The sequence below is a fragment of the Kitasatospora sp. NPDC048715 genome, from assembly GCF_043198905.1.
Taxonomy (GTDB): domain Bacteria; phylum Actinomycetota; class Actinomycetes; order Streptomycetales; family Streptomycetaceae; genus Kitasatospora; species Kitasatospora lactacystinica.
Genome location: NZ_JBICVH010000013.1, coordinates 211,781 through 235,807, shown reverse-complemented (window position 1 = coordinate 235,807; position 24,027 = coordinate 211,781). Strand labels below are relative to the sequence as shown.

Sequence of the window (24,027 nt, the reverse complement as noted above, 5' to 3'; positions counted from 1 at the left end):
GGCCCGGCGCGTCCTGCGCGCATGCCCGCCCACACTTCTGGAGGTACCCCCATGTCCCGTCGCGACGGCGACGTCCTTCCCCTGACCGCGGCCCAGCGGGAGATCTGGCTCGCCGAGCAGCGCTCCCGGACACCGATCCCCGGCTACCGCGTCGGTGAGTGCCTGGAGATCCACGGACCGGTCGATCCGGAACTGTTCGAGACCGCGCTGCGCCGGGTGGTCGACGAGGTCGACGCCCTGCACGTGACCTTCGTCGACGAGGGCGAGGGCCCGCGCCAGATCCTCCGCGAGACCTGGGACTGGACACCGGCACACCTGGACCTCAGCGGGGAGCCCGCCCCCCGCGCGGCGGCCATGGAGTGGATGGAGCGGGACCTGATGCGCCCGCTGGACCTCGCGCACGACCCGCTGTTCGGGCACGCGCTGGTCAAGCTGTCACCGACCGAGTTCCTCTGGTACCTGAACTACCACCATGTGGTGCTGGACGCGATCAGCAGCTCCATGGTCCGCCAGCGGGTCGGCGAGGTGTACTCGGCGCTGGCCGAGGGCGGCGCCGTGCCGCCCTGCCCGTTCGGCTCGCTACGGGACCTGGTCGACAGCGACGCCGCCTACCGTTCGTCCGCCGACTTCACCGCCGACCGCTCCTACTGGACCGAGCGCTTCGCCGACCTGCCCGCCCCGACCCGGCTCACCGACACCTCCGCCACCGATCCGCACCGCGCCCTGCGCCTGGCCGAGGAGCGGGAACTGCGGAGCCCGGAGGCGCTGCGGGCGGCGGCGGGGCGGACCGGAGTCCGGTGGTCCCGCCTGGTGATCGCGGCGGCGGCGCTCTACGCCCACCGGCTGAGCGGATCCCAGGACGTGGTGCTCGCCCTCCCCGTCACCGCCCGTCGGGGCTCCGACCGCGACCTGATGTCCGTGCCCGGCACGATGTCCAACGTGGTGCCGCTGCGGCTGACGGTACGACCGGACATGCCGTGGCGCGAACTCGTCGCCCAGGTGGCACGGGAGGTCGAGGCGGCCGTCGCGCACGAGCGCTACCGCAGTGAGGACCTGCTGCGGGACCTCGGCGCGCCGGGCAGCATCGGCACGGCGTTCCCGCTGATCGTCAACATCATGGCCTTCAACGCCAGGCCCGCCTTCGCCGGGCACCCCGCCTCCGTGCACCACTTCGTGTCCGGGTCGACCAGCGACCTGGCCGTCTGGGTCTTCGACTACCGGGACGGCAACCCCCCGCTCCTCCGGCTGCACGGAGCGCCCGAGGCGTACGGCGACGAGGACCTCGCCGCGCACCGGCAGCGGCTGCTCGCCCTGCTCGACGCAGTCGCGGACTGCGACCCCGACGAGGCGGTGGGCCGGATCGACCTGCTCACGACCGAGGAGCACCACGAGGTGGCGGCCCTCGGCACCGGGCGGGTGGCGGCGGCGCCGGCCACGAGCCTGCCGGAGCTGTTCCGCGAGCACGTCCGGGCGACTCCGGACCTCGTCGCGCTGGTGTGCGGCGACGTCTCGCTGACGTACGCGGAGCTCGACGCACGGTCGAACCGGCTGGCGAACGCCCTGATCGACCGGGGCGCGGGGCCGGAGCGCCTGGTGGCGGTGGCGCTGCCGAGGTCGGCCGAGCTGGTGGTGGCGATCCTCGCCGTACTGAAGACCGGCGCGGCGTACGTCCCGGTCGACCCCGAGTACCCGGCCGCCCGGATCGCCTACCTGCTCGACGACGCCCGGCCGGCGCTGGTGGTGACCGACTCCGGCAGCGTTGAGCGGCTGCCCGACGGCGGTCCGGTCGACCGGCTGGTGCTCGACGCCCCGGAGACGGCCGCCCTGCTGGCGGGCTGCCAGGCGACCGACCCGATGGTGGCCGTCGATCCGAGCCACCCGGCGTACGTCATCCACACCTCCGGCTCCACCGGTCGGCCCAAGGGCGTGCTGCCGACCCACGGGGGCCTGCTCAACCTGCTCACGGACCTCCGGGAGGTGCACTTCCGGGCGGCGCTCGGGGACCGGCAGCGGCTGCGAGTGGCCCTGACCACCTCGGTGTCGTTCGACGCTTCCCTGAACCAGCTGCTCGCCCTGTTCGCGGGCCACGAGCTGCACGTCCTGGACCACGCGACCTGGACCGACCCCGAGGCCTTCGTGGGCTACGCGGCGCGCTGCGGGCTGGACTACATCGAAGCGACGCCGTCCTACCTGCAGGTCCTCGTCACCCACGGGTTGTCGGGCCACCGCGGCTGGCGTCCGGCGCTGGTCGCAGCAGGCGGCGAGGCCGTCCCGGAGCGGCTGTGGGAACAGCTGCGGGCGGCCGAAGGGGTGTCCTGCCTCAACCTCTACGGACCGTCCGAGTGCACCGTCAACCCGGTGATCGCGTCCGTGGGTTCGAGCCCGCGTCCGGTCATCGGCCGGCCTGGCACCAATGTCCGGCTCCACGTACTCGACGGCGCCCTGCGGCCGGTGCCGGCCGGGGTGCCGGGCGAGCTGTACATCGCCGGCGCGTGCCTCGCCCGCGGCTACCTGAACCGGCCGGGGCTGACCGCCGGACGGTTCGTGGCCAGTCCCTTCGGCGCGCACGGCGACCGCATGTACCGCACCGGTGACCTGGTGCGCTGGGGTGCGGACGGGCAGCTGGAGTTCCTCGGACGCACGGACGACCAGGTCAAGGTCCGGGGCTTCCGGGTGGAGCTCGGCGAGATCGAGGCCGTCCTCGCCGAGCACCCGCGGGTCGCCCGGGCCGCCGTCGTGGTGCGCACCGAGGGCGAGCCCCGGCTGGTCGCCTACGCCGTCGCCGAGCCCGGCGCCGCGGTCACCGACACCGCCCTGCGCGCACACCTGCGGGAGCGACTGCCCAAGCACATGGTGCCGTCGGCCTTCGTGCTGCTGGACGCCCTGCCCCTGACCCCGAACGGCAAGCTCGACCGGCGGGCCCTCCCGGCGCCCGACCGGCAGCCCGTCGACCAGGGGCGCGCTCCGCGCACCGCGAGCGAGCACCTGCTCGCCGGCCTGTTCGCCGAGGTGCTCGGCGTGCCGGAGGTCGGCGCCGACGACAGCTTCTTCGACCTCGGCGGGCACTCCCTGCTGGCCACCCGGCTGGTCGCCCGGGCCCGGTCGGTACTGGGCGTGGAGCTGAGGCTGCGCGACCTGTTCGACGCGCCGACGGTGGCGGAACTGGCCGCGGCGGTGGACGTCGCGGGCCGGGCCCGCCCGGCGCTGGGGCGGCGCGAGCGGTCCGAGGCCGTCCCGCTGTCCTTCGCGCAGCGCCGGCTCTGGTTCCTGCACCGCATGGAGGGCCCGAGCGCCACGTACAACATCCCGCTGACCCTGCGGCTGTCCGGACACCTGGACCAGCGGGCCCTGGAGGCCGCCCTGACGGACCTGGTCGAGCGGCACGAGAGCCTGCGCACCGTCTTCCCGGTGGTCGACGGCGTGCCGTGCCAGCGAGTGCTGGACGCCGACGCGGCACGGCCGCGGCTGCGGGTGACCGAGGCCGGTGAGCACGACCTGCCGGACCTTCTGGCCGAGGCGGCGCGGCACGGCTTCGAGCTCTCCGAGGAGCCGCCGCTGCGAGCCGAGCTGTTCCGGCTCGGCACCGAGGAGCACGTGCTGCTGCTGGTGGTGCACCACATCGCCGGAGACGGCTGGTCGGCGGGGCCGCTCCTGCGGGACCTGCGGACCGCCTACGCGGCCCGTACCGAGGGCGCGAAGCCGGAGTGGTCGCCACTGCCCGTCCAGTACGCCGACTACGCCCTCTGGCAGCGGGAGCTGCTCGGCGACGGTGCCGACCCGGACAGCCTGCTGAGCAGCCAACTCGCTTACTGGCGGGAGCAGCTGGCGGACCTGCCCGAGCAGGTGGAACTGCCCTTCGACCGGCCCCGGCCGGCCGCGATGTCCTACCGGGGCGCCCACCTGCCGGTGCGGATCGACGCCGAGCTGCACCAGGGCCTGCGCGCGCTCGCCCGGGACGGCGGCGCCAGCCTCTTCATGGTGCTCCAGGCCGGGCTGGCCGCTCTCCTGGGCAAGCTCGGCGCCGGCACCGACGTCCCGATCGGCACGCCGATCGCGGGACGCACCGACGAGGCCCTGGACGACCTGGTCGGCTTCTTCGTCAACACCCTCGTGCTGCGCACCGACCTGTCAGGCGACCCCTCGTTCACCGAACTGCTCGGCCGGGTCCGCTCCGACGCGCTGGCCGCGTACGCCCACCAGGACGTGCCGTTCGAGCACCTCGTGGAGGCGCTGAACCCGACCCGGACACTGGCGCACCACCCGCTGTTCCAGACCATGCTCGCCCTGCAGAACGCGCCGCTCGGCGCCTTCGACCTGCCGGGGCTGCGGGTGACGACCGACCTGGTGCACACCGGGACGGCCAAGTGCGACCTGACCTTCATCCTGGCCGAACAGCCGGGTACGGAGGGACTGTCGGGCGTGGTCGAGTACAGCACCGACCTGTTCGACGAGGCCACCGTGGCCGGGATCGTCGACCGGTGGCTGCGGCTGCTGCGCGCCGTCGTCGCCGATCCCGGCCGGCGGATCGGCCGGGTGGACGTGCTGTCCGCCGAGGAGCTCCGCGCGCTCCTCCCGGCTCGTACCGACCGGGAGGAGGACACGCCGGGGAGCGGCCTGGCCGCGCTCTTCGAGCAGCAGGTACGGGCCGACCCGGCCACCGTCGCCCTCACGGACGGTGAAGTAACCTTTTCCTACCGCGAGTTGAACACCCGTGCCAACCGGCTCGCGCACGCCCTGATCGACCGGGGCGTGGGCCCGGAGCAGCTGGTGGCGCTGGCCCTGCCGCGCTCGGCGGACCTGGTCGTGGCGGTGCTCGCGGTGCTCAAGGCCGGCGCCGCGTACGTGCCGGTGGACCCGGCGTACCCGGCCGCCCGGATCGCGTACCTGCTCCAGGACACCCGGCCGGCGCTGCTGCTGACGACGAGCCGGACCGGCGAGCTGCCGGGTGCGGAGCAGGTCGACCGGCTGCCGCTGGACGCGCTCGACCTGGACGAGCTGCCGGACACGGACCCGGGGATCACCGTCGATCCCGACCACGCCGCCTACGTCATCCACACCTCCGGCTCCACCGGCAACCCCAAGGGCGTGGTGGTCCCGCACCGCAACGCGGTGCGCCTGTTCCGGACGACGGAGGAGCTGTTCGGCTTCACCGCCGACGACGTCTGGACCCTCTTCCACTCCTACGCCTTCGACTTCTCGGTCTGGGAGCTGTGGGGCGCGCTGCTGCACGGCGGCCGCCTCGTGGTCGTGGACCACGAGACCAGCCGCTCGCCCGGCCGCTTCCTGGAACTCCTCGCCCGCGAGCGGGTGACGGTGCTCAACCAGACGCCGTCCGCCTTCTACCAGCTGATGCAGGCCGACGCCGAGCACCCGCGTGAACTCGCCCTGCGGACCGTGGTGTTCGGCGGCGAGGCACTGGAGCACGCCCGGCTCGCGAACTGGTACGAGCGGCACCCGGAGGACGCGCCCCGGCTGGTCAACATGTACGGCATCACCGAGACCACGGTGCACGTCACGTACGCCGCGCTCGACCGGTCCGGCACCGCCCCCGGCGAGATCGGCGCGGCCCTCCCGGACCTGCGGGCGTACGTGCTCGACGACGGCCTGCGGCCGGTGGCCCCGGGCGTGCCCGGCGAGCTGTACGTCGCGGGCCCCGGCCTGGCGCGCGGCTACCTGAACCGGCCCGGCCTCACCGCCGGACGGTTCGTGGCGGACCCGTTCGGACCGCCGGGATCGCGGATGTACCGCAGCGGCGACGTGGTGCGGCGCGGTGGGGACGGAAGCCTGCGCTACGTCGGCCGGGCCGACCAGCAGGTGAAGGTGCGCGGCTTCCGGATCGAGCTCGGCGAGATCGAGGCGGTACTCGCCGCGCACCCCGGCGTCGGCCAGGCCGCCGTCCTGGCCCGGCAGGACCGGGCCGACGACACCCGGCTGGTCGGGTACCTGGTGCCGGCCGCCGGAGCCGCGCCGCGCCCGGCCGAGTTGCGTGCGCACCTGAGCGAGCGGCTGCCGGAGCACATGGTGCCGTCGGCGTTCGTCGTGCTGGACGCGCTGCCGCTGACCGCCAACGGCAAGCTCGACCACCGGGCCCTGCCCGCCCCCGACCTCGCCCCGGCGGCAACCGGCCGCGCGCCGCGCACCCCGCAGGAGCAGGTGCTCTGCGAGCTGTTCGCCGAGGTCCTGGGCGTGCCGTCGGCCGGCGTCGAGGACGGCTTCTTCGACCTGGGCGGGCACTCGCTGCTGGCCACCCGCCTGGCCGCCCGGATCCGGGCGACGCTCGGCGTGGAGATGCCGCTGCGCACCCTGTTCGAGGCGCCGACCCCGGCCACCCTCGCCGCCGCCCTGGTGGCGGCCGGACCGGCGCAGGCCGCCCTGGTACGGCGCGAGCGCCCCGAGGTGGTCCCGCTGTCGTTCGCGCAGCGGCGGCTCTGGTTCCTGCACCAGCTGGAGGGCGCCGGCGCGAACTACCACATCGCCCTGGCGTGGCGGCTGTCCGGGGACCTGGACCGCCGGGCACTGGAGGCCGCCCTCGCGGACGTGGTCGGGCGGCACGAGAGCCTGCGGACCGTCTTCCCGGCCGTCGACGGTGTCCCGTACCAGCAGGTGCTGGACGTCGCGGCGGCCCGCCCGCGGCTGCGCGTGAGCCGGACCACGGAGGCCGAGCTGTCCACCCTGATGGCGGCGGCGAAGGACCGTCCGTTCGACCTGGCGGGCGATGCGCCGCTGCGGGTCGACCTGTTCGAGCTGGCGTCGGACGAGCACGTGCTCCACGTGGTGCTCCACCACATCGCGGGTGACGGCTGGTCGTTGGGCCCGCTCGCGCAGCACCTGACCGCCGCCTGCGCGGCGCGCTGCCGCGGCGAGGAGCCGCGGTGGGAGAGCCTGCCGGTCCAGTACGCCGACTACACCCTGTGGCAGCACGAGCTGCTCGGCGAATCCGCCGACCCGGACAGTCCGTTCGCCCGCCAGGCGGCCTACTGGACACGGCAGTTGGCCGGCCTCCCGGAGCGGATCCAGCTGCTTGCCGACCGGCCCCGCCCGGCGGCCGCCTCGCACCGGGGCGGCTTCGTGCACGCCGGACTGGACGCCGAACTGCACCGCGGTCTGCGCGACCTCGCCCGCGAGCACGGCACCAGTCTCTTCATGGTCCTCCAGGCCGGGCTGGCGGCGCTGCTGAGCAAGCTCGGCGCGGGCGACGACATCCCGGTCGGCAGCCCGGTCGCCGGCCGGACCGATCAGGCGCTGGACGAGCTGGTCGGCTACTTCGTCAACACCCTGGTCTTCCGCACCGACACCTCGGGCGATCCGACCTTCGCCGAGCTGCTGGAGCGGGTCCGGGACACCTCGCTGGCCGGGTACGCCCACCAGGACCTGCCGTTCGAGCACCTGGTCGAAGCCCTCAACCCGGTGCGCTCGCTGGCGCACCACCCGCTGTTCCAGGTCATGCTGGTGCTGCAGAACGCGCCCCGGGCCGACTTCGCGCCGCCCGGGCTGCGCGTCGAAGGCATGCCGTTGACGACGACCACCGCCAAGCTCGACCTGATCTTCACCATGTCCGAGCGGCAGGCGCAGGACGGTCCCCCTGAGCCCGGCGGCCCGGGAGGTGTCCCCACCCCGGAGGGGATCGACGGGCTCGTCGAGTACGCCGACGACCTCTACGACCGGGCCACCGTCGAGACGATGTTCGCGCGCTGGGAGCGGCTGCTCCGCGCCGCGGTCGCCGACCCGCAGCGGCGGCTCAGCCAGTACGTCCTGCTCTCCGCGGAGGAGCGCGACGACCTGACGGCACTGGGCACCGGACCGGAGGTGGAACTTCCGGCCGCGAGCGTGCCGGAGCTGTTCCGGGCACAGGTGCGGGCGACGCCGGACCTGGTGGCGCTGGTGTGCGGGGACGTCTCGCTGACGTACGAGGAGCTGGACGAGCGGGCGAACCGGCTGGCGCACGCCCTGGTCGCCCGGGGCGCGGGGCCGGAGCGGCTGGTGGCGGTGGCGCTGCCGAGGTCGGCCGAGCTGGTCGTGGCGATCCTCGCGGTGCTCAGGACCGGGGCGGCCTACGTCCCGATCGATCCCGGGTACCCGGCCGCGCGGATCGGGCACATGCTGGACGACGCCGGCCCGGTCCTGGTGGTGACCGACGCCCGGACCCGGGACGGGCTGCCGGAGGCCGGTCCGGCCGGGTGGCTGGTGCTCGACGACCCGGCGACGGCCGCCCTGGTGGCCGACTGCCCGGCGACGGACCCCCTGGTGACCATCGACCCGGGGCACCCGGCCTATGTGATCTACACCTCCGGCTCCACCGGCAGGCCCAAGGGCGTGGTGTCGACCCACGGCGGCCTGCTCAACCTCTTCGTCAGCCAGCGTCCGCTGCTGTTCCCCCGGGGGACGAAGGAGCGGCTGCGCATCGGGCTGACCACCTCGGTGTCGTTCGACGCCTCCTGCGACCAGCTGTCCAGCCTGTACGCGGGCCACGAACTTCACGTCCTGGACGAGGCGACCTGGTCCGACCCGGACGCCTTCGTCGACTACGCCACGCGCGTCGGGCTGGACTACGTCAACGCCACTCCGTCCTATCTGCAGGTGCTCGTCGCACGGGGGCTCCTGGACGACCCGGGGCGCCGTCCCGCGGTGGTCTCGATGGGCGGGGAGGCCGTTCCGGACCAGCTGTGGGAGCGGCTGCGGGCCGTCGAGGGCGTGTCCTGCCTGAACTACTACGGGCCGTCCGAGTGCACGGTGGACGCCGTCGTGGCACCGCTGGAATCGAGTCCGCGCCCGGTGATCGGCCGGCCGCTCGGGGGCATCCGGCTGTACGTGCTCGACAGCGCGCTGCGGCCGGTGCCCGCAGGCGTGGCGGGCGAGCTGTACCTCGCCGGAGCGGGCCTGGCCCGCGGCTACCTGAACCGGCCGGGGCTCACCGCGGGGCGCTTCGTGGCGGACCCGTTCGGTCCGGGCGGCACGCGGATGTACCGCACCGGCGACCTGGTGCGCTGGGGCGCCGACCGGAACCTGGAGTTCCTGGGCCGGACCGACGACCAGGTCAAGGTGCGCGGCTTCCGGATCGAGCTCGGCGAGATCGAGGCGGCGTTGGGGGAACACCCGCAGGTCGCCCAGGTCGCGGTGACCGTCCGGGAGGACCGGGCCGGGGACGCGCGGCTGGTCGCCTACCCGGTGGCCGTCACCGGGGCGGAACTCCGGCCGGACGAACTGCGGGCACACCTGCACGAGCGACTGCCGGACTACATGGTCCCGGCCGCCTTCGTGCCCCTGGACGGCCTGCCGCTGACGGCCACCGGCAAGCTGGACCGGCGGGCGCTGCCCGCACCCGTCCACACCGCGGCGCGGACCGGCCGCGCCCCGCGCACTCCGCAGGAGCAGGTCCTCGCGGAGCTGTTCGCCGAGGTGCTGGGCGTGGCCGGGGTCGGGGCCGACGACGACTTCTTCGACCTCGGCGGGCACTCCCTGCTCGCCACCCGGCTGGTCGCCCGGGCGCGGGCCGCCCTCGGGGTGGAACTGGAGCTGCGCGCCCTCTTCGAGACGCCGACGGTGGCCGGGCTGGCCGCCGGACTCGGCGGGGCCGGCCGGGCGAGGCCCGCGCTGCGCCGCGCAGAGCGGCCCGACCAGGTCCCGCTGTCCTTCGCACAGCGGCGGCTGTGGTTCCTGCACCAGCTGGAGGACGCCGGCCCGGTCTACAACATGCCGCTGGCGTGGCGGCTGACCGGTGAACTCGACCGGACCGCTCTGCGGGCGGCGCTCGGCGACGTCGTCGCCCGGCACGAGAGCCTGCGCACGGTCTTCCCCCAGGTCGACGGGGTTCCCCGCCAGGAGGTGCTGGACGCCGGAACGGCTCCACCCCGGCTGGCCGTCACCCGGGTTGGTGAGGCGGACCTGCCGGGGCTGCTGACGGCAGCGGCGGCGCGCGGATTCGACCTCGCGACCGAACCGCCGCTGCGCGCGGAGCTGTTCGAGGCGGGTCCGGACGAGCACGTGCTGCTGGTGGTGATCCACCACATCGCCGGCGACGGCTGGTCGCTGGGCGCGCTGTCCGCCGACCTGGCCACCGCGTACGCGGCCCGCCGCCGGGGCGAGGAGCCGCAGTGGGTGCCCCTGCCCGTGCAGTACGCCGACTACACCCTGTGGCAGAACCGGCTGCTCGGCGACGCGGCCGACGCCGACAGCCTGTTCGCCCGCCAGACGGACCACTGGACGCGAACGCTGGCCGACCTTCCGGAGCAGCTCCGGCTCCCCGCCGACCGCCATCGCCCCGCGACCCCCTCCTACGCCGGCGGGCACCTCGACGTCGAACTGGACGCCGAACTGCACACCGGGCTGGTCCGGCTTGGCCGGGAGCACGGCGCCAGTGTGTACATGGTGCTGCAGGCCGCCCTGGCATCGCTGCTGGACAAGCTCGGCGCGGGCACGGACATCCCGGTCGGCAGCCTGATCGCCGGCCGGACCGATCAGGCGCTGGACGACCTCGTCGGCTTCTTCGTCAACACCCTGGTGCTGCGCACCGACACCTCGGGCGACCCGACCTTCGCGGAGCTGCTGGCCCGGGTCCGGGAGGGCGCGCTGGCCGCCTACGCCCACCAGGACCTGCCGTTCGAGCACGTCGTCGAGGCCCTCAACCCGTCCCGGTCGCTCGCCCGGCAACCGCTGTTCCAGGTGCTGCTCGCGTTGCAGAACGTGCCCCGCACCGAGTTCGAGCTGGACGGTCTGGACTCCGAGATCCTCCTCGTGCGCACGCCCACCGCGATGTTCGACCTCGGCTTCCACCTGCTGGAGCACGGTGGCACCGGCGGACCGGCCGAGGGCATCGTCGGTCGTGTCGAGTACAGCACCGACCTGTTCGACCACGCCACGGTGGAGACGCTGCTCGCCCGGTGGCTGCGGCTGCTGGCGGCGGTGGTCGCCGAACCGGACCGGCCGCTGAGCCGGATCGACGTCCTCACCGCCGAGGAGCGGCACGAGCTGCTGGTCGCCCGCAACGACACCGCCGGCCCGGCTCCGGTCGAGAGCCTGCCCGCCCTGTTCGAGGCGCAGGTCCGGGCGACCCCGGAGGCCGAGGCGGTGCTGTGCGAGGACACCGCGCTGACCTACCGCGAGCTGAACCGCCGGGCCAACCGGCTGGCCCACGCGCTGATCGCGCGCGGCGTGGGACCGGAGCAGGTCGTCGCCCTGCGGCTGCCGCGTTCGGCCGAGCTGGTGGTCGCGGTCCTCGCGGTGCTCAAGACGGGCGCGGCGTACCTGCCGATCGACCCGGACTATCCGGCCGCCCGCATCGCGTACATGCTGGAGGACGCCCGACCGGCCGTGGTGCTCGACGACCTCGGGGCCGTCACACCGTCCGACGAGCAGCCGGAGCACGACCCGGTCGTCCCCGCGGACGCCCGGCACCCGGCCTACGTCATCTACACCTCCGGCTCCACCGGCCGGCCCAAGGCCGTCGTCATGCCCGCCGCCGGGCTGCTGAACCTGCTGGCGTGGCACCACGAGGCCGTCGGCGGCGAACCCGGCACGCGCACCGCGCAGTTCACCGCGATCAGCTTCGACGTCTCGGTGCAGGAGGTGCTCTCCGCGCTGCTGTACGGCAAGACCCTGGTGGTGCCGACCGAGGAACAGCGCCGCAGCGCCGAGCTGTTCGCCCACTGGCTGGACCGGCACCAGGTGGGGGAGCTGTTCGCGCCCAACCTGGTGGTCGAGGCGCTGGCCGAGGCCGCCGAGGAGGCCGGGCTGGAGCTGCCGCGCCTGCGGCTGATCGCCCAGGCCGGTGAGGCGATGCGCCTCGGCGGTGCGGTGCGCCGGCTCCAGGCCCGCCGGCCGGGCCGGGTGCTGCACAACCACTACGGCCCCGCCGAGACCCATGTGATCACCGCCTACCCGCTGCCGGCCGACCCCGCCGACTGCCCGGTGCCGGTACCGATCGGCCGTCCGATCGCCAACTGCCGGGTGTACGTGCTGGATTCGGCGCTGCGGCCGGTCGCCCCCGGCGTGCTGGGTGAGCTGTACCTCGCCGGAACGGGGCTCGCACGCGGCTACCTGAACCGGCCCGGTCTCACCGCCGGGCGCTTCGTCGCCAACCCGTACGGTCCGGCCGGCGCCAGGATGTACCGCACCGGCGACCTGGTCCGCTGGCGCGCAGACGGCGAGCTGGAGTTCGCCGGCCGGGTCGACCACCAGGTGAAGGTGCGCGGGTTCCGGGTCGAGCCGGGCGAGATCGAGGCCGAGCTGACCGCGCACCCGGGCGTCGCCCAGGTCGCGGTGCTCGCCCGGGAGGACCGGATCGTGGCGTACGTCGTCCCCGTGGCCGGGAGCGGGGCGACCGCGTCGGCGCTGACGGCGTACCTGCGCGGCCGGGTGCCGGAGTACCTGGTGCCGTCGGCGTTCGTGCTGCTGGACGCGCTGCCGCTGACGCCGAACGGGAAGCTGGACCGGGCGGCGCTGCCCGCGCCCGAGGCCACGAGCAGGGAGACGGGCCGGGCGCCGCGCACCCCGCAGGAGCAGATCCTGTGCGAGCTGTTCGCCGAGGTGCTGGGCCGGCCACGGGTCGGGGTCGACGAGGACTTCTTCGCGCTGGGCGGGCATTCCCTGCTCGCCACCCGGCTGGTCTCGCGGGTCCGGGCGACCCTCGGGGTCGAACTGGAGCTGCGCGCCCTGTTCCGGACCCCGACCCCCGCCGGGCTGGCCGCCGGGCTCCAGGACGCCGCCACCGCGCGGCAGGCCCTGGTGCCCCGGCCCCGCCGCGAGCCCATGCCGCTGTCCTTCGCCCAGCGCCGGCTCTGGTTCCTCCAGCAGTTCGGGGCACCGAGCGCCACCTACCACATGCCGCTGGCCCTGCGACTGTCCGGCGACCTCGACCGGGCCGCGCTGCGCGCCGCGCTCGCGGACGTGGTGGCCCGGCACGAGACCCTGCGCACGGTCTTCCCGCACACCGCCGGAATCCCGTTCCAGCGGGTGCTGGACAGCACCGAGGTCGCCGTCCCGCTGACCGTACGCGCGGCCGGCGAGGCCGAGGTGCCCGCCCTGCTGCGCGAGGCGGCGGTGCGCGGCTTCGACCTGACCGCGGAAGTGCCGCTGCGGGCGGAGCTGTTCGCGGTCGCGCCGGACGAGCACGTGCTGCTGCTGGTGATGCACCACATCGTCGGGGACGGCTGGTCCATGGGCCCGCTGGCCCGTGACCTGGCCACCGCCTACACCACCCGGCAGGGCGGCGGGGCGCCGGCCTGGCCGCCGCTGCCGGTGACGTACGGCGACTACACCCTGTGGCAGCACGAGATCCTCGGCGACGAGCACGACGCCGACAGCCTGTTCGCCCGCCAGGTCGCCTACTGGAAGGAGGCGCTGGCCGGGCTGCCCGAGCAGCTGCGGTTGCCCGCAGCCCGGCCGCGCCCGGCCGCCATGTCGTACGGCGGCGACCTGCTGGAACTCCGGATCGACGCCGAACTGCACACGGCGCTGGTGGAGTTGGCGCGACGCTCGGGTGCCACCCTGTTCATGGTGCTGCAGGCGGCGCTGGCCGCGCTGTACACGCGGCTGGGCGCGGGTACGGACATTCCGATCGGGAGCCCGGTCGCGGGGCGCACCGACGAGGCGCTGGACGAGCTGGTCGGGTTCTTCATCAACACGCTGGTGCTGCGCACCGACACCAGCGGCGATCCGAGCTTCGCGGAGCTGCTGGGGCGGGTGCGGGAGACCGCGCTGTCGGCGTACGCGCACCAGGACGTGCCGTTCGAGCACCTGGTGGAGGCGCTGAACCCGTCCCGCTCGCTGTCGCACCACCCGCTGTACCAGACCGGGCTGGTGGTGCAGAACGCGCCGGGCGGCGACTTCGAGCTGCCGGGTCTGCGGGTCTCCGGAATGAGTGTGCTTACCGGGACGGCGCGGCTCGACCTGACCTTCGGGTTCGCGGAGGAGCACGGGCCGGACGGAGCGCCGGCCGGGCTCAGCGGCGCGGTGGAGTACAGCACCGACCTGTTCGACCGCCCGGCGGTCGAGGCCCTGGTCGCCCGGTGGACCAGGCTGCTGGCCGCGGTCGCCGCCGCGCCCGACCAGCCGATCGGCGGGATCGACCTGCTGTCCGCCGAGGAGCGCCGCGAGCTGCTGCCCGCCGTCGAGGGCGGGGCGGCCGGGGTGGGCCTGCCGGAGCTGTTCGCGGCGCGGCTGGCGGCGGCGCCGGACGCGGTCGCGCTGGTGTGCGGGGATCTGGAGTTGACGTACCGGGAGTTGAACGCCCGGGCGAACCGGTTCGCCCACGCGCTGATCGCGCGGGGGGTGGGCCCTGAGCAGTTGGTGGCGGTGGCGTTGCCGCGCTCGGTGGAGTCGGTGGTGGCGGTCCTGGGGGTGCTGAAGGCCGGGGCGGCGTACCTGCCGGTGGATCCGGCGTACCCGCGGGCGCGGATCGACTTCATGCTGGCGGACGCCCGTCCGGTGCTGGTGGTCGACGATCCGGTGATGGTGGTCGAGGGCGACCGGCCGGACACGGACCCGGTGGTCGCGGTCGACGTCCGGCACCCGGCCTACGTGATCTACACCTCCGGCTCGACCGGCCGCCCCAAGGGCGTCGTGGTCAGCCACTCCGGTGTGTCCGGCCTGGTGGCGGCGCAGGTCGAGCGGCTCGGCGTGGTGCCCGGCAGCCGGGTGCTCCAGTTCGCCTCGCCCAGCTTCGACGCGTCCTTCTGGGACCTGTGCAGTGCCCTGCTCAGCGGTGCCACCCTCGTCCTGGCCCCGGTGGACGCCCCGCTGGAGGCGCTGACGGACCACCGGCTCGGCGTCACCCATGTGACCCTGCCGCCCTCGGCCCTGGCGGCGGTGGCCGACGTCACGGCCACCACCCTGGTGGTGGCGGGGGAGGCGTGCCCGCCGGAGCTGGTGGCACGCTGGGCGCCGGGCCGGCGGATGATCAACGCGTACGGCCCGACCGAGACCACGGTCTGCGCGACCATGAGCGACCCGCTGTCCGCGGGGGCGGGTGTGCCGCCGATCGGCCGTGCGGTCGCCGGCTTCCGGGTCTACGTGCTGGACGAGCGGCTGCGCGTCGTGCCGCCGGGGGTGGTGGGGGAGCTGTACGTCGCCGGCCCGGGCCTGGCGCGGGGGTACCTGGACCGGCCCGGGCTCACCGCCGAGCGGTTCCCCGCCTGCCCGTTCGGCCCGGCCGGTGCACGGATGTACCGTACCGGCGACCTCGTGCGCCGCCGCGGTGACGGTGCGCTGGAGTACGTCGGCCGCGCCGACGACCAGGTGAAGGTCCGCGGCTTCCGGATCGAACTCGGCGAGATCGAGGCGGCCCTGGCCGGGCACTCCGCCGTCGCCCGGTCGGCGGTCCTGGCCCAGGACGACCGCCTCGTCGGCTACGTCACGGCTCGTCCGGACACGACTGTCCGTCCGACGGAGCTGGCGGCGTACCTGCGCGAGCGACTGCCGGACTACCTGGTGCCGTCGGCCTTCGTGCTGCTGGACGCGTTGCCGCTGACGCCGAACGGGAAGCTGGACCGGGCGGCGCTGCCCGCGCCCGAGGCCACGCCCACGGCTGCGGGTCGGGCGCCGCGCACCCCGCAGGAGCAGATCCTGTGCGAGCTGTTCGCCGAGGTGCTGGGCCTGCCGCAGGTCGGGGTCGACGACGACTTCTTCGACCTCGGCGGGCACTCCCTGCTCGCCACCCGGCTGGCCGCTCGGGTGCGCTCGGTGCTCGGCGTGGAGCTCGGGCTGCGCGCGCTGTTCCAGGCGCCCACGGTGGCGGGTCTGGCGGGGGCGCTGACGGAGGCCGGCAGCGCCCGCCCGACGCTGACCGCGCGGGAGCGGCCGGAGGCCGTGCCGCTGTCCTTCGCCCAGCGCCGGCTCTGGTTCCTGCACCGCATGGACGGCGCGGCCGCGACCTACCACATCCCGCTGGCGCTCCAGCTGACCGGGACGCTCGACCGGACGGCGCTGGACGAGGCGCTGGCCGACGTGGTGGCCCGCCACGAGAGCCTGCGGACGGTGTTCCCGGAGGTGGGCGGCGTCCCGTGCCAGCGGGTCCTGGACCCGGCCGAGGCCCGGCCCCGGGCCGGGCTGACCGAGGTCGCGCAGGCCGAACTGCACGAGCGGCTGGCCGAGTTCGCCAGGCGGCCTTTTGACCTGACGGCGGAGGCGCCGCTGCGGGCGGAGCTGTTCGCCGTCGCGCCGGGCGAGCACGTGCTGCTGCTGGTCATGCACCACATCGCCGGTGACGGCTGGTCCACCGGCCCGCTGGCCCGCGACCTCGCCGAGGCGTACGCGGCCCGGAGCGAGGGCCGCGCGCCGGGCTGGTCGGACCTGCCGGTGCAGTACGCCGACTACACGCTCTGGCAGCGCGACCTGCTCGGCGACGCCACCGACCCGCAGAGCCGGTTCACCGAGCAGCTCGACTACTGGAAGCGCCAGCTGTCCGACCTCCCGGAGCTGCTCCGGCTGCCCGCCGACCGGCCGAGGCCGCCCGTCGCCGGTTGGCACGGCGATCACGTCGGCCTGGAACTCAGCCCCGAACTGCACGCCGCTCTGACCGAACTGGCGAGGAACACCGGCGCCAGCCTGTTCATGGTGCTGCAGGCCGCGCTGGCGGCGCTGTACACGCGGCTGGGTGCGGGGACGGACATCCCGATCGGGAGTCCGATCGCGGGGCGCACGGACGAGGCGCTGGACGAGCTGGTCGGGTTCTTCGTGAACACGCTGGTGCTGCGGACGGACACGAGCGGTGATCCGAGCTTCGCCGAGCTGCTCGGGCGGGTGCGGGAGACCTCGCTGTCGGCGTACGCGCACCAGGACGTGCCGTTCGAGCACCTGGTGGAGGTGCTGAATCCGTCCCGCTCGCTGTCGCACCACCCGCTGTTCCAGACCATCCTGGCCGTGCAGAACGCCCCGATGGGCCGGTTCTCGCTGCCGGGCCTGGAGGTCGCCGCCTACGCGGTGGCCACCGGAACCGCCAAGTTCGACCTCGGGGTGAGCCTCGTCGAGCGGTTCGGCCCGGACGGGAGCCCGGCAGGGATCGTCGGCGCGGCGGAGTACGCCACCGACCTGTTCGACCGCTCGACGGTCGAAGCCCTCGTCCGGCGCTGGACGCTCCTGCTGGAGGCGGTCACCGCCGACCCGGACCGGTCGATCGGTGGGATCGACCTCCTCGACGGCGACGAGCGGCACCGGTTGCTGGAGCGGGGCAACGCGACCGCCCGCGAGGTGGGCGCCGTTCCGGTGCCGCAGGCCTTCGCGGCCCAGGTGGCGGCGACGCCGGACGCGGTCGCCCTCGTCCGTGGTGACGTCGAGTTGACGTACCGGGAGTTGAACGCCCGGGCGAACCGGTTCGCCCACGCGCTGATCGCGCGGGGGGTGGGCCCTGAGCAGTTGGTGGCGGTGGCGTTGCCGCGCTCGGTGGAAGCGGTGGTCGCCGTCCTGGGGGTGCTGAAGGCCGGGGCCGCGTACCTGCCGGTGGATCCGGCGTACCCGCGGGCGCGGATCGACTTCATGCTGGCGGACGCCCGTCCGGCGCTGATGGTCGACGATCCGGTGATGGTGGTCGAGGGCGACTGGCCGGAGACCGACCCGGACGTCGCGCTCGACGTCCGGCACCCGGCCTACGTGATCTACACCTCCGGCTCGACAGGCCGCCCCAAGGGTGTCGTGGTCGCCCACGGCGGGGTCGCCAGCCTGGTCGCCGCCCAGATCGAGCGGTTCGCGATCGACCCCGGCAGCCGGGTGCTCCAGTTCGCCTCACCAAGCTTCGACGCCTCGGTGTCGGAGATCTGCACCGCGCTGCTGCGCGGCGCGGCCCTGGTGCTGCCCCCGGCGGCGGACCCGGTCGCCGCACTGACCGACCCGGGGCTCGCGGTCACCCACGTGACCGTGCCCCCGTCGGTCCTGGCCGCCGTGCCGGAGGAAACGGTGGCGGTGTCGACGCTGGTGGTGGCGGGGGAGGCGTGCCCGCCGGAGCTGGTGGAGCGGTGGGCGCCGGGCCGGCGGATGATCAACGCCTACGGCCCGACCGAGACCACGGTCTGCGCGACCATGAGCGACCCGCTGTCCCCGGGGGCGGGCGTGCCGCCGATCGGCCGCCCGATCGCCAACGCCCAGGTGTACGTGCTGGACGACCGGCTGCGGCCGGTGCCGCCCGGCGTGCCCGGCGAGTTGTACGTCTCGGGCGCCGGCCTGGCCCGTGGTTACCTGAACCGGCCGGGCCTGACGGCCGGGCGGTTCGTCGCCTGCCCGTTCGGTGCGTCCGGGAGCCGCATGTACCGCACCGGCGACCTGGTCCGCTGGCTCGGTGACGGGCAGTTGGAGTACGTCGGCCGCGCCGACGAGCAGGTGAAGGTGCGCGGCTTCCGGGTGGAACCGGGCGAGGTCGAGTCGGCGTTGGCCGAGCACCCCGCCGTCGCCCGGGCCGCGGTCCTCGCCCAGGACGACCGGCTCGTCGGCTATGTCGTCCCCCGCCAGGAGGAGGCCCGCGACAGCGCCCTCGAAGCGGACCACGTGGGCGAGTGGCAGGACATCTACGACGCCCTGCCCATCGCTCCCGAGGAGGCCGGCTTCGGCCAGAACTTCGTGGGCTGGAACAGCAGTTACGACGCCAGCCCGATCCCCGTCGAGCAGATGCGGGAGTGGCGGGACGCGACCGTCTCCCGCATCCTGGCCCTGCGGCCCCGCCGGGTGCTGGAGGTCGGCGTCGGCACCGGTCTGCTGCTCTCGCAGATCGCACCGCACTGCGAGACGTACTGGGCGACCGACTTCTCCGCCACCGCGATCGAGGCGCTGGCCGCCCAGGTGGCCGGGCAGGAGGAGCTGGCCGGGCGCGTGGTGCTGCAGACCCGCCCGGCTCACGACACCGCCGGGCTCCCGGCGGGGGAGTTCGACACCGTCGTGATCAACTCGGTGGTGCAGTACTTCCCGTCCGCCGAGTACCTCGCCGACGTGATCGGGAAGCTGATGGGGCTGCTCGCCCCCGGCGGCGCGCTGTTCGTCGGCGACGTCCGCAACCTCCGGCTGCTGCGCCCGCTGGCCACCGCCGTCCAACTCCACCGGGTCGGCGAAGGCGCCGACGTCACCTCGGTGCGCCGCGCGGTCGAGCAGGCCCTCCGGGTCGAGAAGGAGCTCCTGGTCGACCCGGACTTCTTCACCGCCCTGGGGGAGCACGGCACGGACATCGGCGCGACGGCCGTCGAGGTCAAGCGCGGCCGCCACCACAACGAGCTGACCCGCTACCGCTACGACGTGACGCTGCACAGGGCGCCGGTCACCCCGACGGCTCCGGAGCGGTCCGTCGAGCTGGCGTGGGGGCAGCAGGTCGCCGGGCCGGCCGAACTGCGCGAGCTGCTCGCCCAGCCGCCCGCCGACGTGCTGCGGATCACCGGGGTGCCGAACCGCCGGGTGGTGCGGGAGGCCGCTCTGGCCCGGGCGGTGCAGAACGGGGACGGCTCGCTCGCCGAGCTGCTGGAACGGCTGCACGCCCCGGAGGACGCCGACCTCGCCGACCCGGAGGACTTCCACGCCCTCGGGTCGGAGTTCGGCCGCTCGGTGGCCGTGACCTGGTCGGCCACCGCGGCGGACGCCGTGGACGTCGTCCTCACCGACCCGCGGGCGCTCCACGGCTCCCCGGTCGAGGCCTACCGGCCGGCCCGGGCCACGGGTGCGTCGCTGTCCTCACTGACCAACCGCCCGACCGGCGGCCGGGGCACCGGCGCCCTCCTGGGCGAACTCCGTGACTGGCTGCGGAGCCGGTTGCCCGACTACCTGATCCCCTCGGCGTTCGTGGCGCTGGAGGCGCTGCCGCTGACGGCCAACGGCAAGCTCGACCGCCGTGCGCTGCCCGCACCCGACCTCGGTCCGGTCGCGGCCGGGCGGGCACCGCGCACCCCGCAGGAGCAGCTCCTCGCCGAACTCTTCGCCGAGGTGCTGGGCCTGGCGCAGGTCGGCGTCGACGACGGCTTCTTCGACCTCGGGGGGCACTCCCTCCTGGCGACCCGGCTGGCCTCCCGGGTCCGGGCGACCCTCGGGGCGGAGCTGGAGGTCCGGACGCTGTTCGAAACGCCGACCGTGGCCGGGCTGGCCGCCCGCCTGGACGGCTCCGGGGCGGCGCGGCCCGCGCTGACCGCCCGGGCCCGCCCCGACCAGGTGCCGCTGTCCTTCGCCCAGCGCCGCCTGTGGTTCCTGCACCGGATGGACGGACCGAGCGCCACCTACAACATGCCGCTCGCCCTCAGCCTGACCGGTGAACTGGACCGCCCGGCCCTGCACGCCGCGCTCGCGGACGTGGTGGCCCGGCACGAGAGCCTGCGGACGGTCTTCCGCGAGACGGACGGCATGCCCCACCAGATCGTGCTGAGCGCCGCGCAGGCGCACCCCGCACTGCCGGTGGTCGAGCTCGACGAGAGCGCACTGGCCGAGCGCCTGGCGGAGACGGCGCAGTGCGGCTTCGACCTCGCGGCGGAACCGCCGCTCCGGGCGGAGCTGTACGCCCTCGCCCCCGACCGGCACGTGCTGCTGGTCGTGGTGCACCACATCGCCGCCGACGGCTGGTCGATGGGCCCGCTCTCGGGTGACCTCGCCGCGGCCTACGCGGCCCGCTGCCGGGGCGAGGCCCCGCAGTGGTCCCCGTTGCCGGTGCAGTACGCCGACTACAGCGCCTGGCAGCGCGAGCTGCTCGGTGACGCCGCCGACCCGGACAGCCTGTTCGCCCGGCAACTGGCCTACTGGAAGGGGGAGCTGGCCGGCGTCCCGCAGCAGCTGCAGCTGCCCGCCGACCGGCCGCGGCCGCCGGTGGCCTCCCAGCGGGGCGACCGGGTCGTGGTCCGGCTGGACGCGGAACTGCACCGGGCCCTGCGGGACCTGGCCGCCGCGCGCGGCGCCAGCATGTTCATGGTGCTCCAGGCCGGGCTCGCGGCCCTGCTCACCCGGCTCGGAGCCGGCACGGACATCCCGGTCGGCAGCCCGATCGCCGGCCGTACCGACCAGGCGCTGGACGAGCTCGTCGGGTTCTTCGTCAACACCCTGGTGCTGCGCACCGACACCGGCGGGGACCCCGGCTTCGCCGAACTGGTCGGCCGGGTCCGGCAGAAGGCGCTCACCGCGTACGACCACCAGGACGTGCCGTTCGAGTACCTGGTCGAGGTGGTCAACCCCGCGCGGTCGCTGGCCCACCACCCGCTGTTCCAGATCATGCTGGCCCTGCAGAACGCGCCGGTCGGCGAGTTCGCGCTGCCGGGGCTGGAGACCGGCCACCTGGAGGCGCCGACCGGGACGGCGCGGGTCGACCTGACCTTCAGCCTGGCCGAGCAGTTCCGCCCGGACGGCGGCCCCGACGGCCTCGTCGGCGCGGTGGAGTACGCCACCGACCTCTTCGACGCGCCCACCGTGGAGCTGCTGTTCGAGCGCTTGGCCCGGCTGCTGCACGCGGCGGTCGCCGACCCCGACCGGCCGATCAGCCGGATCGACATCATGCCCGTCGAGGAACACCGCCGACTGCTCGCCGGGTCCAACGGTGCCGCGGCCGAGCTGCCCGAGGCCGCGGTGCCGGAGCTGTTCGCCCGCCAGGTGCGGGCCACCCCGGAGGCGGTCGCGGTGGTGGCCGGCGGTATCGAGCTGACCTACGCGGAGCTCGATCTGCGGGCCAACCGCCTGGCACGGGCGCTGATCCGCCAGGGCGTACGGCCGGAGACGCCGGTCGCGGTCATGCTGGACCGCTCGGCGGAGCTGGTCGTGGCGATCCTGGCGATCGTCAAGGCCGGCGGCGCCTACGTGCCGCTGGACTCGCGCTTCCCCTCCTCCAGGATCGACCTGATCCTGCGGGAGAGCGGGGCCGCCCTGGTGCTCACCCGGGAGGTGCTCACCGCGCTGGTGCGGTCCGGGACCGCTGATCCTTCCGACGTCGAAGTCCCCTGTTCGCCAGGGCAGTTGGCGTACATCATGTACACCTCCGGTTCGACCGGTCGGCCGAAGGGCGTGGCCGTCACCCACCGTGACGTGGTGGGCCTCGCGCTCACCCCCGAATGGCGGGGCGGCGGACACGAGCGGGTGCTGATGCACTCCCCGACGGCCTTCGACCTCTCCACCTACGAGCTGTGGGTTCCGCTGCTCAACGGCGGCCGGGTCGTGGTCGCACCGCCGGAGCAGCTCGACCTCGACCTGCTCCAGCACACGATCACCTCGCACGGGGTGACCGGACTGTGGCTCACGGCCGGACTGTTCCGCCTGGTCGCGGAGGAGCGCCCGGGCCTGCTCGCCGGGGTGCGCGAGGTGTGGACCGGCGGCGACGTGGTCTCCCCGGCCGCCGTCGCCCGGGTGCGGGAGGCCTGCCCCGGCATCGAGGTGGTGAATGGTTACGGGCCCACCGAGGCCACCACCCTGGCCACCTGGCACCCGGTGGGCGACCTCCCCGAACACGCCGCGACCGTTCCGATCGGCCGGCCGATGGCGAACATGCGCACCTACGTGCTCGACGACAGGCTGCGCCCGGTGCCGACCGGCATGGTCGGCGAGCTGTACCTCGCGGGGACGGGCGTGGCCCGCGGCTACCTCGGGCGGGCCGGCCTGACGGCGGAGCGCTTCACCGCCGACCCGTACGGGCCGGACGGGAGCCGGATGTACCGCACCGGCGACCTCGCGTCGTGGCGGGCCGACGGCACGCTGGACTTCGCCGGACGCGCCGACCACCAGGTCAAGCTGCGCGGCCTGCGGATCGAGCCCGGAGAGATCGAGGCGGTCCTCGCGGGCTGCCCGGGCGTCGCCCAGGCCGCCGTCGTCGCCCGGGAGGACCGGCCGGGCGACAAGCGGCTGGTCGCCTACCTGGTGCCCGGCCCCGAAGGCGCGCCCGAGGCGGGCGAGCTGTCCGGCCGGCTGCGCCGCGACCTGCCCGACTACATGGTGCCGGCGGCGTTCGTCACCGTGGACGCGCTGCCGCTGACCGCCAACGGCAAGCTCGACCGGGCCGCCCTGCCCGCCCCCGAGTACGGGGCCTCGGGCGCCGGGCGCGGCCCACGGACGCCGCAGGAGCAGTTGCTGTGCGGCCTCTTCGCCGAGGTCCTCGGCCGGGAGCAGGTGGGCATCGACGACAACTTCTTCGACCTGGGCGGGCACTCGCTGCTGGCCGCCCGCCTGGCCTCCCGCGTTCGCGAGACCCTCGGCCTGGAGCTGGGTCTGCGGATGCTGTTCGAGGCACCGACCGTGGCCGGGCTCACCGAGCGCCTGCTCATGGACGATCCCGACGACGCGTTGGACGTGGTGCTGCCGCTGCGTTCGACCGGGACGGGGACGCCGCTGTTCTGCATCCACCCCGGCGGCGGCATCAGCTGGTCGTACAGCGGACTGCTGAACCACCTCGGCCCGCAGCACCCGGTCTACGCGATCCAGGCGCGCGGCCTCGGCAGGCCCGAACCCCTGCCGACCTCCTACGAGGAGATGGCGGCCGACTACGCCGACCAGATCCAGAAGATCCAGCCGGAGGGCCCGTACCTGCTCCTCGGCTGGTCCGCGGGCGGGCTGATCGCCCACGCGCTCGCCTGCGAGCTGCAGTCGCGCGGCGAACGGACCGCGCTGCTGGCGGTCCTCGACGCCTACCCGGTGAAGGACGTGAAGTTCGAGGTCGCTCCGGTGCCCACCGTGCGCGACGTGCTCGTCGGTGTGCTCGACGTCGACCCGGACGAGCTGGGCGCCCGGGAGATCACCTATGCCGAGGTCGCCGAGGTCCTCAACCGGCGGGGCAGCGCGCTGGCCGGCCTGAACGAGCGACAGGTCGAGGTGATCGTCGAGATCATGATCAACAACGCGAAGCTGGCGGTCGACTTCGTCCCCGGCGGCTTCGACGGAGACCTGCTGCTCTTCAACTCCACGATCGACCGGGCCGAGGACAACGCCGGGCCCGAGACCTGGCGCGCGTACGTCACCGGCCGGATCGAATCGCACCGGATCACCACCCGGCACGACCGGATGACCCAAGCCGGCTCACTGGCCCAGATCGGACCGGTCCTGGCCGCCAGGATCACCGAGGCCGTCGGCGACACCGACGGCACCACCACCCTTTCCCACCAGGAGGACTGA

Annotated in this window: 1 protein-coding gene; it reads left to right on the top strand. The window is 74.6% G+C overall.

The window, feature by feature from the left end; translation table 11 throughout:
• Positions 1-51 precede the first annotated feature (51 nt).
• Positions 52-24,027 (top strand): non-ribosomal peptide synthase/polyketide synthase, encoded by a 23,976-nt coding sequence (locus tag ACGFSC_RS24575; protein WP_359901308.1) that lies wholly within the window; start codon positions 52-54, stop codon positions 24,025-24,027.